Source organism: Pseudomonas sp. S2_F03, assembly GCF_054668335.1.
The window spans coordinates 2,705,557-2,718,365 of record NZ_CP162759.1; the positions used below are offsets into that span (position 1 = coordinate 2,705,557).

Consider the following 12,809-nt stretch of genomic DNA (forward strand, 5'->3'; position numbering starts at 1 on the left):
ACATCCTACCTGCTCTGCCGTCCGCTGGCAGCTTATCGCTGCTCAGTTGGCTGCATTCGCATTGCCATTACCCAGTGCTGCCCGGGCTTGCAAGCGCCTGAACAACGGTTCAAGGACCGGGGCGATGAACCGCGCACCGGCCTCGGACAGGTGATTGGTGTCGGTGTACAACGACTGACCACCGAGCTCGGCGCGGCAAAGCCCCGCTTCATCACACAGCACCGGCGCCGGATCCACCACCGTCACACCCGGGTTGGCTTGCGCCAGTTGCGTGAACAGTTGACTGATGAACGCTTGGCGCTTGAGGTGTTCTGTCACCGCCAGCCCCACGTCGTCGGTCGGGCGATGCAGCATCGCCAGGCGGCTGAGACGATAAGGCGGACTGAAGGTTTGCAGCGGCGCTTCCTTTACCAGCCAGACGCGATGCCCACCCTCTCGTAGCTGCCGCACGGTCGTCTGTAATCCTTCGGCCAATTGTTGCTCGGCGATGGCGCGGTCATAACGGCCACGGGCGTCCGTCAGGACATGACCAAGATCGCCTTTCACATCGCCATACAGATACAGACTCCAGTGCGCGACCAGCACCACATCGCCGACCGATTGCCGGGTCAAGGCTTGTTCGACCCGGCGATTGAACCGGGCACACTGCGCTTCATGCTCAAGCCCTTCAACCGGGATGCAGCCGGGGGAGCTGGCGAGCATCACACCGACACCGTGCTGGTGCGCGCCCTCATCGAACACCGGGATCAGTGCGGTGGCATGACTGTCACCCCAGACCAGCGCCGTTGAAACGGTCGGCGTTGGCGTGCCGTAGTGACAAAAGAGTTGGTCGTCCGGGGTTTTGTCGTCGGCCAGGCAGCGCATCAGTTCCGGCCGCCACTCCTTCGCTTTGGCGTATTGAAGGGCCTGTTCAGATAAGCGCGTGGGTAATCCATCGGTCCAGCGCAATGCCTGACCGGCCAGGCCGAGCACCAGCACACCGCACGTGGCGGCAAGCAGGATCTGCCGGCGCCCCGCCCACAACCGCCGCTCGCGAAACGGCGTCTCGACAAATCGCCACGACAGATAACCCAACACGAGGCTGAGCAAGATCAATCCTGTGATATCGAAGGGGCCAAGCTCATCAAGACTGGCGTAGTTGGCAAAAACAAACACCGGCCAGTGCCACAAGTACCAGGAATAGGAAATCAGCCCGAGACCGACCAGCACACGACTGGCCAGCAGTCTGCCGACAAATGTTGGCTGATGCCCGTTGGCCCGGATCAGCGCGACCACACCGAGTGTCGGCAGCAATGCCGCAGCACCGGGAAATGGCGTGCTTTTGTCGTAGCACAACACCGCCAACAGAATCAGCGCCAAGCCAGCCAGGCTGATCGCTTGTGCCCACATCGTTGTCAGACGCCACTGGCTTCTGGGCGCAACGGCCAGCATGCCACCGGCCAACAGCTCCCAGGCACGCATCGGCAACAGGAAAAATGCTTTTTCAGGGTGATGCGCAACGGCCCACACACTGAGCCCGAACGACACCAGCAACACGGCGAACAGCGCCAGTCGCCAATGGTTCAGGCGACTCGACAGCAGGATCAGCAGTAACGGAAAAACAATGTAGAACTGCTCCTCAACCGCCAGCGACCACGTATGCAGCAACGGCTTGAGGTCGGAAGCCACATCAAAGTAACCATCCTGACGCATGAACAAGAGGTTGGAGACGAACATCACCTGGTAGCGCACCGAGCGGCCCAGCTCTTCGTAATCCTTGGGCGCCAGCAGGAACCAGCCGACTGCGAGCACGGCAGCGATCATCACGAACAGCGCGGGCAGGATTCGCCGCGCGCGACCGGCCCAGAAATCGACAAAGCTGAAGCGCCCGGCCTGTCGCTGATTCCAGATAATCGAGGTGATCAGGTAGCCGGAAATCACAAAAAAGATGTCTACACCGACGAAACCGCCGGTGAAGCCAGGAACACCGAAATGGAACAACACCACCGCAATCACGGCAATAGCGCGTAAGCCGTCGATGTCTCTTCGATATGCAAGCGTGGTCATAAGCAAGAAAGCCAATCAGTTGAAATTATTGGGGTCGCACGCCCAATTCGCTTTTGTACTGACCAATCGTCACCACAAACCTCCCTTTTTTTGCAAAAAAAATGGCGTCCCGAAGGACGCCATTTTTAGCGGCTTGTAAACCGTCTTACTTGCGCTTCATCGACAAGAAGAACTCGTCGTTGGTCTTGGTCGTTTTCAGCTTGTCGACCAGGAACTCGATGGCGGCGATTTCGTCCATCGGGTGCAGCAGCTTGCGCAGGATCCACATGCGCTGCAACTCGTCGTCGGCCGTCAGCAACTCTTCGCGGCGGGTACCGGAACGGTTGATGTTGATGGCCGGGAAGACGCGTTTTTCAGCGATACGGCGATCCAGAGGCAGTTCCATGTTGCCGGTGCCTTTGAATTCTTCGTAGATCACTTCGTCCATCTTCGAGCCGGTTTCAACCAGCGCGGTGGCGATGATGGTCAGCGAACCGCCTTCTTCGATGTTCCGCGCGGCGCCGAAGAAACGTTTCGGTTTCTCCAGGGCGTGGGCATCGACACCACCGGTGAGCACTTTGCCGGAGCTCGGGATCACGGTGTTGTAGGCACGGGCCAGACGGGTGATGGAGTCGAGCAGGATCACCACGTCTTTCTTGTGTTCGACCAGGCGCTTGGCCTTCTCGATCACCATCTCGGCAACCTGCACGTGACGGGTTGGCGGCTCGTCGAACGTAGAGGCAACCACTTCGCCGCGCACGGTGCGCTGCATTTCGGTCACTTCTTCCGGACGTTCGTCGATCAGCAGCACGATCAGATGAACTTCCGGGTTGTTACGGGCGATGTTTGCCGCAATGTTCTGCAGCATGATGGTTTTACCGGCTTTCGGCGGTGCAACGATCAGACCGCGCTGGCCTTTGCCGATCGGGGCGCACAGGTCGATGACACGACCGGTCAAGTCTTCGGTGGAACCGTTGCCGGCTTCCATCTTCATGCGCACAGTCGGGAACAGCGGGGTCAGGTTCTCGAAGAGAATCTTGTTTTTCGCGTTCTCGGGACGATCGTAGTTGATCGTATCAACCTTGAGCAGCGCGAAATAACGCTCGCCTTCCTTTGGAGGACGGATCTTGCCAACGATGGTGTCACCGGTGCGCAAGTTGAAGCGGCGGATCTGGCTCGGCGAGACGTAGATATCGTCTGGACCTGCGAGATAGGAAGCGTCAGCGGAGCGCAGGAAGCCGAAGCCGTCCTGGAGAATCTCCAGCACGCCATCACCGGAGATTTCCTCGCCGCTTTTAGCGTGCTTTTTGAGCAGGGAGAAAATCACGTCCTGCTTGCGCGAACGGGCCATATTTTCTATGCCCATCTGTTCGGCCAATTCGAGCAGTTCGGTAATCGGCTTTTGCTTGAGTTCAGTCAGATTCATATAGGAATGACGTAATCATTTATGGAGGGGGAAATTAAGCTTTTGGCTTAATGAGGCCGCGCCGCGGAGAAGGCGACAGGATCGCGTACTTATTCGAAAAGGAGTGCGTCGGCGACGGCTAGCAGGGGGGCAATGGAGAAACCAGTGCGGGGCCGAATGTACCACCTGAGTTTCGGAGCGTCTAGCCCTCAATAACGAAAAGGCCCCGCAATATGCGGGGCCTTTTTGATGACGCTTTGATCAACGCTTAGATGTTGGCGTCGAGGAAGGCAGCCAGTTGCGACTTCGACAGCGCGCCGACCTTGGTCGCTTCAACGTTGCCGTTCTTGAACAGCATCAGCGTCGGGATACCACGCACGCCATGCTTGGCCGGGGTTTCCTGGTTTTCGTCGATGTTCAATTTGGCAACAGTCAGCTTGCCTTTGTAGGTTTCAGCAATTTCGTCCAGAACAGGAGCGATCATTTTGCAAGGGCCGCACCATTCAGCCCAGTAGTCGACCAGTACAGCGCCTTCGGCCTTGAGTACGTCGGCCTCGAAGCTAGCGTCGCTAACGTGTTTGATAAGATCGCTGCTCATGGAAGTCTCCAGGTTGTAAGCAAAAAAACGTGGCCCATCATAGCTGCCCTTCCCTTGTTCAGGAAGGTGCAGATGATTGAGTCTCGCTATGGTGCTGCATGAGTTTGGGTATAGCTCATATCCCTGCCTGGCGAGAATTCGTGGCGAGGGGGGCTGCTTCGCCGCTCAACGGGGCGAGCCCCTCGCCACAAGGTTGTGCTGGATCAAGGCTTTGAACACTGCGCGTTGGCGCCAGCCTTTGATCGTGGCACGATGTCGAGGTTATCGACCGAGACCCCCTGACCATGCCGCAATCCCAAGCCAAGAATCTGTCCCTGATCGCCGCAATAGACCTGGGCTCCAACAGCTTTCACATGGTCGTGGCCAAGGCCCAGAACGGCGAAATCCGTATTCTCGAGCGTCTCGGGGAGAAGGTTCAACTGGCCGCAGGCATCGACGAAGAACGCCACCTCAACGAAGAATCCATGCAGCGCGGGCTCGACTGCCTCAAGCGTTTTGCCCAACTGATCAACGGTATGCCCCCGGGCGCCGTCCGCATCGTCGGCACCAACGCCCTGCGTGAAGCGCGCAACCGCGCCGAATTCATCCGCCGCGCCGAAGAAATTCTCGGCCACCCGGTGGAAGTCATCTCCGGTCGTGAAGAAGCGCGCCTGATCTACCTTGGCGTCTCCCACACCCTCGCAGACACCCCGGGCAAGCGCCTGGTGGCCGACATCGGCGGCGGCAGTACCGAATTCATCATCGGCCAGCGCTTCGAACCGCTGCTGCGCGAAAGCCTGCAAATGGGTTGCGTCAGCTACACCCAGCGCTATTTCAAGGATGGCAAAATCACCCCGGCCCGTTACGCCCAGGCGTACACCGCCGCGCGGCTGGAGATCATGAGCATCGAGCATGCCCTGCATCGCCTGACCTGGGATGAAGCCATTGGCTCCTCGGGCACCATTCGCGCCATCGGCCTGGCACTGAAGGCCGGCGGCCACGGTACGGGTGAAGTGAATGCCGAAGGCCTGGCCTGGCTCAAACGCAAGCTGATCAAGCTCGGCGACGTCGAGAAAATCGACTTCGACGGCATCAAGCCCGACCGCCGGGCCATTTTCCCGGCGGGCCTGGCGATTCTCGAAGCGATTTTCGACTCGCTCGAACTGCAACGCATGGACCACTGCGAAGGCGCCCTGCGTGAAGGCGTGCTCTACGATCTGTTGGGCCGTCATCATCACGAAGACGTCCGTGAACGCACACTCAGTTCGCTGATGGAGCGTTATCACGTCGACCTGGAACAAGCGGCGCGGGTCGAGCGCAAGGCGCTGCACGCCTTCGATCAAGTGGCCGAGGATTGGGACCTGGACGATGGTGTCTGGCGTGAACTGCTCGGCTGGGCTGCCAAGGTCCATGAAGTAGGACTGGACATCGCCCACTATCAGTACCACAAGCATGGCGCCTACCTGATCGAGCACTCGGACCTGGCCGGGTTCTCTCGCGAAGACCAGCAAATGCTGGCGCTGCTGGTGCGCGGTCACCGACGCAATATTCCCAAGGACAAATTCGCCGAGATCGGCGATGACGGCACCAAGCTGATCCGTCTGTGCGTGCTGCTGCGCTTTGCGATCCTGTTCCATCACATCCGCGGTACCCAGCAAATGCCTCAGGTGGAATTGAAAGCCAATGGCAACAGCCTGGAAGTGGTATTCCCGGACAAATGGCTGGACGACAACCAGCTGACCCAGGCCGACTTCGCCATTGAAGCGGAATGGCTCACCCGCGTCGACATAGTCCTGAACGCACGCTAAAACACCCTTCTGTAGGAGCACAGCTTGCTGGCGATGGCGATCTAACGGACGTCATCGCCAGCAAGCTGTGCTCCTACAGGGAGGCAGGTGAAAAAAAGGGCGATCCACATGGATCGCCCTTTTTTTGCCCACCGGGTTCGCGTTAACGCACGGTCAGGATCGGACTGCCCAAACGTTCCAGCAACGTCGCCTGGGCGCTGCGCGGGTTCTGGTTGCCGGTCGGTGTGTTACGGATGTATCGACCGTCCGACTGCAGGCTCCAGCTGTGGGTGTTATCGGTGAGGTAAAGCTCCAGCTCTTTCTTGACCCGTACAATCAGCTTGCGACCTTCCACCGGGAAGCAGGTCTCGACGCGCTTGTCGAGGTTGCGCTCCATCCAGTCGGCACTGGACAGGAACATCTGCTCGTCACCGCCGTTGAGGAAGTAGAAGACCCGGGTGTGTTCCAGGAAGCGGCCGATGATCGAACGTACGTGGATGTTGTGCGAAACCCCGGCGATGCCTGGACGCAGGCAGCACATGCCGCGCACGACCAGGTCGATACGTACCCCGGACTGACTGGCCTTGTACAGCGCGCGGATGATCTTCGGATCGGTCAGCGAGTTGAACTTGGCGATGATGTGCGCCGGTTTGCCGTCGAGGGCGAACTGCGTCTCCCGGGCAATCATGTCGAGCATGCCCTTCTTCAGGGTAAACGGCGCGTGCAGCAACTTCTTCATGCGCAGGGTTTTACCCATGCCGATCAACTGACTGAACAGTTTGCCGACGTCTTCGCACAAGGCGTCGTCGGAGGTCAGCAGGCTGTAGTCGGTATACAGACGGGCGTTGCCAGCGTGGTAGTTGCCCGTGCCCAAGTGTGCGTAACGGACGATTTCGCCCGCCTCGCGACGCAGGATCAGCATCATCTTGGCGTGGGTCTTGAAGCCGACCACACCGTAGATCACTACCGCACCGGCCGCTTGCAGACGGCTGGCCAGTTGCAGGTTGGACTCTTCGTCGAATCGCGCACGCAACTCGATGACCGCCGTGACCTCTTTACCGTTACGCGCCGCATCCACCAGCGCATCGACGATTTCCGAGTTGGCGCCGGAGCGGTACAGGGTCTGACGCACAGCCAACACGTGCGGGTCCTTGGCGGCCTGACGCAGCAGGTCGACCACCGGGGTAAACGATTCGAACGGGTGCAGCAACAGGATGTCCTGCTTGCTGATCACGCTGAAGATGTTTTCGCTGTTTTGCAGCAGTTTCGGGATCTGCGGGGTGAACGGCAGATATTGTAGTTCGCGCTGGCTGTCCAGGCCGGTGATGCTGAACAGGCGCGTCAGGTTCACCGGACCGTTGACCTGATACAACTCGGTCTCGCCCAGGTTGAACTGCTTGAGCAGATAATCGGACAGGTGTTTCGGGCAGGTGTCGGCCACTTCCAGACGCACCGCATCGCCATAACGACGGGAGAACAGCTCGCCGCGCAATGCGCGCGCCAGGTCTTCGACATCCTCGGAGTCCAGTGCCAGATCGGCGTTTCGGGTCAGGCGGAACTGGTAGCAGCCCTTGACCTTCATGCCCTGGAACAGATCATCGGCGTGGGCGTGGATCATCGACGACAGGAACACATAGTTGTCGCCGGCGCCGCCGACTTCTTCCGGCACCTTGATGATCCGCGGCAGCAGACGCGGCGCCGGGATGATCGCCAGACCGGAATCGCGACCAAAGGCGTCAACGCCTTCGAGCTCGACGATGAAGTTCAGGCTCTTGTTCACCAACAACGGGAACGGGTGCGTCGGGTCGAGACCGATCGGCGTAATGATCGGGGCGATTTCGTCGCGGAAGTAACGGCGAACCCAAGTCTTGAGCTTGGCCGTCCAGTAGCGGCGACGGATGAAGCGGACCTGATGTTTTTCCAGTTCCGGCAACAGAATGTCGTTGAGGATCGCGTACTGGCGGTCAACGTGACCGTGTACCAGTTCGCTGATGCGGGCCAGGGCCTGATGCGGTTGCAGACCATCGGCGCCGGCTTGTTCACGGGCGAAGGTGATCTGCTTTTTAAGACCTGCCACACGAATTTCGAAGAACTCGTCCAGGTTGCTGGAGAAGATCAGCAGAAACTTCAGCCGCTCAAGCAATGGATAGGACTCATCCAGCGCCTGTTCCAGCACGCGGATGTTGAATTGCAGTTGCGAGAGCTCGCGATGGATGTACAGGCTGCTGTCATCCAGTCCGGGAATGGCAATCGCTGGCGCCGCTGCGGCGGCTTCGGCCACCACCACGGGCGGAGCGGGCTCCAGCTCCGGTGGGGTTTCGGCGATTTGCTCGACCACGGGTTGAGCCTCTTTTACAGCAACTTCAGTGAGTCCTTCGGTATTCATGAAATGTTCCTGGGAGGGCTATTTTGCTCTCGTAACAATTGAGCGGCACGGACGGCGAAGTAAGTCAGGATGCCATCGGCGCCTGCACGTTTAAAAGCGGTCAGGGATTCGAGAATAACCCCCTCGCTCAACCAGCCATTCTGGATTGCCGCCATGTGCATGGCGTATTCGCCGCTGACTTGGTAAACAAACGTTGGCACTTTGAATTCTTCTTTGACCCGGTAAAGGATGTCCAGGTAGGGCATGCCTGGCTTGACCATGACCATGTCCGCACCTTCTGACAAGTCCGCCGCCACTTCGTGCAGGGCTTCGTTGCTGTTGGCCGGGTCCATCTGATAGCTGGCCTTGTTGGCCTTGCCCAGGTTCAGCGCCGAACCGACCGCATCACGGAACGGACCATAATAGGCGCTGGCGTACTTCGCCGAGTAGGCCATGATGCGCACATTGACGTGCTCGGCCACCTCAAGGGCTTCGCGGATTGCCTGGATGCGACCGTCCATCATGTCGGACGGAGCCACCACCTGTGCACCGGCTTCAGCGTGCGACAGGGCCTGCTTGACCAGTGCGTCGACGGTAATGTCGTTCTGCACGTAGCCTTCTTCGTCGAGGATGCCGTCCTGACCGTGGGTGGTAAACGGATCGAGGGCAACATCGGTGATCACACCCAGCTCCGGGAACCGCGCCCGCAGCGCGCGAGTGGCGCGCTGGGCAATGCCTTCGGGGTTCCAGGCTTCGGCGGCGTCCAGCGATTTGAGCTCAGGCGGTGTCACCGGGAACAGTGCCAGCGCAGGAATCCCCAGTTCGACCCATTTGGCCGCCTCTTCCAGCAACAGGTCGATGGTCAGGCGTTCGACGCCCGGCATCGAAGTCACCGCTTCACGACGGTTTTCACCGTCCAGCACAAACACCGGCAAGATCAGGTCATCAACGGTCAGAACGTTTTCACGGACCAGTCGACGCGAAAAATCATCACGACGGTTGCGGCGCAGGCGGGTTGCGGGGAATAGACGGTTGGCGGGGGTAAAGCTCACGGCAGACTCCTGAGCCCGCGCTTACGGGCGAGCGTGACAGTTATAAGCGACCATTATGACCAACGCATGACAGTTATGTGCACCCCTGTGACTAGGGGGCGTTCTCAATTAGTTTCCCCGTCGCGTTGTCGCCTTAAAGCGGGCCAGGCAAGGCGCAGGCCGCTGGGAATGGTTGTTCCCTTTCCAAGGCCTGCAACGCAGCCTGGCCCGCTTTAAGGCACAACCCGAAGGGCCGGGCCGGCTGTTGCGCAGGGCTGCGTTGCTCGAAGCTTATTTGGAATGACCAAACCACGCTTCTCGCGCCTTGCCCTGCGCAACAGCAGACCCGGCGCGGCAGGGAAACTAATTGAGAACACCCCCTATAGTCGCATTCCATTGTCATTGTAGGAAATGTTCACGTCGAGACACATTTGGACACTTTCATGAATGTGCACGAAGGGTTAGGCTGCGCGTTCATTTCGCCAGCACCCAGACAATGCTCCAACAATTTCTGCATGACTTTGGCTACTTTGCCTTGTTCCTCGGCACGTTCTTCGAAGGCGAAACCATTCTTGTGCTCGCAGGCTTCCTCGCGTTCCGCGGATACATGGACATCAACCTGGTGGTGGTCGTGGCGTTCTTCGGCAGTTATGCCGGCGATCAGCTGTGGTACTTCCTGGGGCGCAAGCACGGGCGAAAACTGCTGGCACGCAAGCCGCGCTGGCAAATGATGGGCGACCGGGCGCTGGAGCACATCCGCAAGCACCCGGACATCTGGGTGCTGAGCTTCCGCTTTGTCTACGGTTTGCGCACGGTGATGCCAGTGGCCATCGGCCTGTCAGGCTATCCACCGGGACGTTACCTGCTGCTCAACGGGATTGGGGCCGCGATCTGGGCGGCGGCCCTGGCGGCGGCGGCCTACCACTTTGGCGCCGTACTGGAAGGCATGCTCGGCAGCGTCAAGAAATATGAATTGTGGGTACTCGGCGCCTTGCTGGTGCTGGGTCTTGGCCTGTGGCTGCGCCGACGGTTCAAAAATGCGCGTCTGGCGAAGAAGATATACGCCGAGGAGCAAGCCTTGAAAGCCAGACAGGCTACCGTCGAAGCGACTAAGACGCCAAGCGAGTGAAGCGGTTTGTGCAACAGTAGAGACCGATAGCGCTCAACACGCTGTAACTGAGCAGGCCGATCCAGCCCACCGTGCTGGCCGGCCACAACCCGACCACCGGCGCCAGCCACACCAGCGGCACGTTCGATGCCAGCCGCAGCAGCTCCAGCGTCAACGCCCACGGGCGATTCTCCAGGGCCACGCCCAAGGCAAACAACCCCAGCGCCACCGCACTCCAGCCGAGCACCAAGGCGGCGGTTGGCAGGCTCCGTTCCAGGTTCATCAAATAGCTGCCCAACGCGATGTAGGCGCAAAACTGCAACGCCACATACAGTTGCTGACGACCGTCCAGCGGCACCTCGAACTTGCGGAACTGGCTCAACTCAGGCTTGTTCATCGGGTAGCTGGCCGCCACATCCGCCGGCCGCCAACCGGTGCGCATAAACCAGATCCGCAGCTTGTCCCACGTGCTCTCGGCGCGCCGCGCGTCATCCCACAACTGCACATAGAACTGCAGGTTTGCCCACAGCGGGTTCCAGCTCGCCAACGGCGTCGTCACGCCAAAAATCACCGGTTCGTTGTCGTCTTCTTCTTGGAACGAGCCAAACAGGCGGTCCCAAATAATGAACACCCCACCGTAGTTGCGATCCATGTAGAGAGCGTTCTGTGCATGGTGAGCCCGATGATTGGACGGCGACACGAAGAACCATTCGAACCAGCCGAGCTTGGGAATGTGCCGGGTGTGCACCCAGAACTGATACAGCAGATTCAGCGCCGCCACGCTGACGAACACCAGCAGCGGCACGCCGAGCACGGCCATCGGCAGGTAGAAAATCCAGCTCAGCAAGAAGCCGGTGCTGGTCTGGCGCAACGCCGTGGACAGGTTGTACTCCTCGCTCTGGTGATGCACCGAGTGCGCCGCCCAGAGGATATTGCGCTCGTGCCCCATACGATGCAGCCAGTAGTAGCAGAAGTCGTAGAGGACGAAGGCAAACACCCAGACCCAGATACTCTCGGCCGACAACTGGAACAGCGCCACATGCTCAAGGGCAAAGGCATAGGTGACCAGCCCGACACCCTTGGTCAACAGGCCCGTAGTGGTCGACAGCACGCCAGTGCTCAAGCTGTTGATCGCATCCGCCACGCGATAATGGCTGACCCCGCGCCAACGGTCGGCCAGCAGTTCGACAGCGATCAGCGCAAAGAAAAACGGCACTGCATACAGAATGAAGTCCATGACGCGCCCTGATCGGAATCCGAGGACAGATGCTAGGTGTAGCCGCGAATTAACCCTATGGCAACGAGCGACAAATTAGTGGACATTTAACGCCATGAATCTGGAGAAAAGCCCATGAGCAAAAAAATTGCAGTGATCCTTTCCGGCTGTGGCGTGTACGACGGCGCCGAAATCCACGAAAGCGTGATTACCCTGCTGAGACTGGACCAGCGTGGTGCTCAGGTGCAGTGCTTTGCCCCGAACATCGCGCAATTGCATGTGATCAATCACCTGACCGGCGAAGAGATGCCCGAGTCACGCAACGTGTTGGTGGAGTCGGCACGGATTGCTCGCGGCCACATCAAGGACATTCGCGAGGCCGACGTCGACGACTTCGATGCGTTGATCGTTCCTGGGGGATTCGGCTCGGCGAAGAACCTGTCGAACTTCGCCATCGAAGGCGCCGGTTGCACCGTGCAACCGGATGTCCTGGCGCTGACCGAAGCCTTTGCCGAGGCTGGAAAACCAGTGGGCTTGATGTGTATTTCGCCAGCGCTGGCGGCGAAGATCTATGGGCCAGGAGTGAACTGCACCATCGGCAATGATGCCGAGACCGCTGCGGTCATGAACAAAATGGGCGCCACCCACACCGATTGCGCCGTGACTGAAATCGTCGAAGACAAGGCGCGCAAGCTGGTGTGTACACCGGCCTACATGCTGGCGCAAAGCATCAGCGAAGCGGCGTCCGGCATCAACAAAATGGTCGACCGCGTGCTCGAACTGACCCACGAAAACGACGCCTGACACACTCCCACAGGTTCTCGGTACGGCTCAGGGCTTGCGGGTAAGCCGCGTCAGTATCCGGTCCAGTGCATTGGCGAACGCCTGCTTCTCGCGTTCGCCAAACGGTGCCGGCCCGCCGCCCATCTGCCCCTGTTCACGCAAGTCGGTGAACAGGTTGCGCACCGCGAGCCGGTCGCCCATGTTCTGCGCATCGAACTCCTTGCCACGCGGGTCCAGTACGGCAACTCCCTTCTTGACCAGACGATCCGCCAGCGGCACGTCGCTGCAAATCACCAGCTCACCCGGCACCGCGTGCTCCACCAGGTAATCATCGGCGGCGTCCGGGCCACTCGGCACCACGATCAACTTCACCAGTGCCAGCCCCGGTTTGATCTGCGGCTGCCCCGCCACCAGCACCACTTCGTATTGGCGCTTGAGGGCGAACTTCACCACCAGATCCTTGGCCGCCCGTGGGCAGGCGTCGGCGTCGATCCAGACACGCATTGTGTTTT

General features: G+C 59.5%; 10 protein-coding genes. 3 read left to right on the forward strand and 7 right to left on the reverse strand.

Annotated elements, in window-relative coordinates:
• Nucleotides 1–42: 42 nt before the first annotated feature.
• From AB4N76_RS12800 to trxA, 3 genes are all read right to left on the reverse strand, one after another.
• Entirely contained in the window at nucleotides 43–2,046 is a 2,004-nt protein-coding gene (locus tag AB4N76_RS12800; RefSeq protein ID WP_046032250.1) for an acyltransferase family protein, read from the reverse strand.
• Nucleotides 2,047–2,191: 145 nt separating this feature from the next.
• On the reverse strand, nucleotides 2,192–3,451 hold the full coding sequence (rho, locus tag AB4N76_RS12805; RefSeq protein WP_007942421.1) for a transcription termination factor Rho: 1,260 nt from the start codon (nucleotides 3,449–3,451) through the stop codon (nucleotides 2,192–2,194).
• Between the two features lie 247 nt (nucleotides 3,452–3,698).
• Nucleotides 3,699–4,028, reverse strand: coding sequence for a thioredoxin TrxA (gene trxA / locus AB4N76_RS12810; RefSeq protein WP_003206727.1), 330 nt, complete (start codon nucleotides 4,026–4,028; stop codon nucleotides 3,699–3,701).
• Nucleotides 4,029–4,312: 284 nt separating this feature from the next.
• Here trxA and ppx point away from each other — a divergent pair, with 284 nt between their 5' ends.
• Nucleotides 4,313–5,815, forward strand: coding sequence for an exopolyphosphatase (ppx, locus tag AB4N76_RS12815; RefSeq protein ID WP_046032249.1), 1,503 nt, complete (start codon nucleotides 4,313–4,315; stop codon nucleotides 5,813–5,815).
• A 142-nt stretch (nucleotides 5,816–5,957) separates the two neighbouring features.
• Here the strand turns inward: ppx and ppk1 are convergent, their stop codons facing one another.
• The gene (ppk1, locus tag AB4N76_RS12820; RefSeq protein ID WP_460164514.1) at nucleotides 5,958–8,180 is read right to left on the reverse strand and encodes a polyphosphate kinase 1; all 2,223 of its coding nucleotides are present in this window, start codon (nucleotides 8,178–8,180) and stop codon (nucleotides 5,958–5,960) included.
• Complete coding sequence (gene hemB, locus AB4N76_RS12825; protein WP_460164515.1) at nucleotides 8,177–9,211, reverse strand: porphobilinogen synthase; 1,035 nt, start codon at nucleotides 9,209–9,211, stop codon at nucleotides 8,177–8,179. The genes ppk1 and hemB overlap by 4 nt, the downstream gene beginning before the upstream one ends.
• Before the next feature lie 475 nt (nucleotides 9,212–9,686).
• Here hemB and AB4N76_RS12830 point away from each other — a divergent pair, with 475 nt between their 5' ends.
• The gene (locus AB4N76_RS12830; RefSeq protein ID WP_046032246.1) at nucleotides 9,687–10,319 is read left to right on the forward strand and encodes a DedA family protein; all 633 of its coding nucleotides are present in this window, start codon (nucleotides 9,687–9,689) and stop codon (nucleotides 10,317–10,319) included.
• Here AB4N76_RS12830 and AB4N76_RS12835 read toward each other — a convergent pair.
• On the reverse strand, nucleotides 10,300–11,535 hold the full coding sequence (locus tag AB4N76_RS12835) for a sterol desaturase family protein (protein WP_046032245.1): 1,236 nt from the start codon (nucleotides 11,533–11,535) through the stop codon (nucleotides 10,300–10,302). The genes AB4N76_RS12830 and AB4N76_RS12835 overlap by 20 nt on opposite strands.
• Before the next feature lie 114 nt (nucleotides 11,536–11,649).
• On the opposite strand from AB4N76_RS12835, the gene elbB reads away from it, so the two are divergent.
• Nucleotides 11,650–12,318, forward strand: coding sequence for an isoprenoid biosynthesis glyoxalase ElbB (elbB, locus tag AB4N76_RS12840; protein ID WP_046032244.1), 669 nt, complete (start codon nucleotides 11,650–11,652; stop codon nucleotides 12,316–12,318).
• A gap of 27 nt (nucleotides 12,319–12,345) precedes the next feature.
• On the opposite strand, the gene AB4N76_RS12845 is transcribed toward elbB, so the two are convergent.
• On the reverse strand, nucleotides 12,346–12,801 hold the full coding sequence (locus tag AB4N76_RS12845; RefSeq protein WP_460164516.1) for a YaiI/YqxD family protein: 456 nt from the start codon (nucleotides 12,799–12,801) through the stop codon (nucleotides 12,346–12,348).
• Nucleotides 12,802–12,809: the final 8 nt, after the last annotated feature.